The following is a 396-nucleotide window of genomic DNA, read 5'->3' on the forward strand; positions in this document are numbered from 1 at the left end:
GCGGGGTCGTGCAGCTGCACGAGCTGGCCTTCCGCGATCACCAGAGCCAGGCCTCGCCCGCCCACCAGCAACGCGAGGGTGGCGACGATCGGCTGGATGCCGACCTTGGCGACCAGGAACCCGTTGAACACCCCTGCCAGCGCGCCGACGACGAGCGCCATCACGATCGCCATCAGCGGGCCGGCGCCGAGGTAGAGCGGGATGATCGCGGCGGCCAGCGCCATGACCGCGCCGACGCTGAGGTCGACACCCTCGGTGCCGATCACCAGCGCCATGCCGAGCGCGACGATCAGCACGGGCGCGGCCTGCACGAGCTGGGTCGTGAAGTTGCCCAGCGTCAGGAAGTTCGACGTGAACAGGGCGTTGAACAGCAGCAGCGCGGCAACGGCGACGTAG

General features: G+C 69.9%; 1 protein-coding gene. It reads right to left on the reverse strand.

Going from position 1 to position 396, the window contains the following annotated elements; genetic code table 11:
- A partial coding sequence (locus IEY88_RS43875; protein ID WP_189160806.1) for an ABC transporter permease occupies nt 1-396 on the reverse strand: 396 nt, incomplete at both ends.

This window comes from Lentzea pudingi (assembly GCF_014646255.1).
GTDB lineage: Bacteria > Actinomycetota > Actinomycetes > Mycobacteriales > Pseudonocardiaceae > Lentzea > Lentzea pudingi.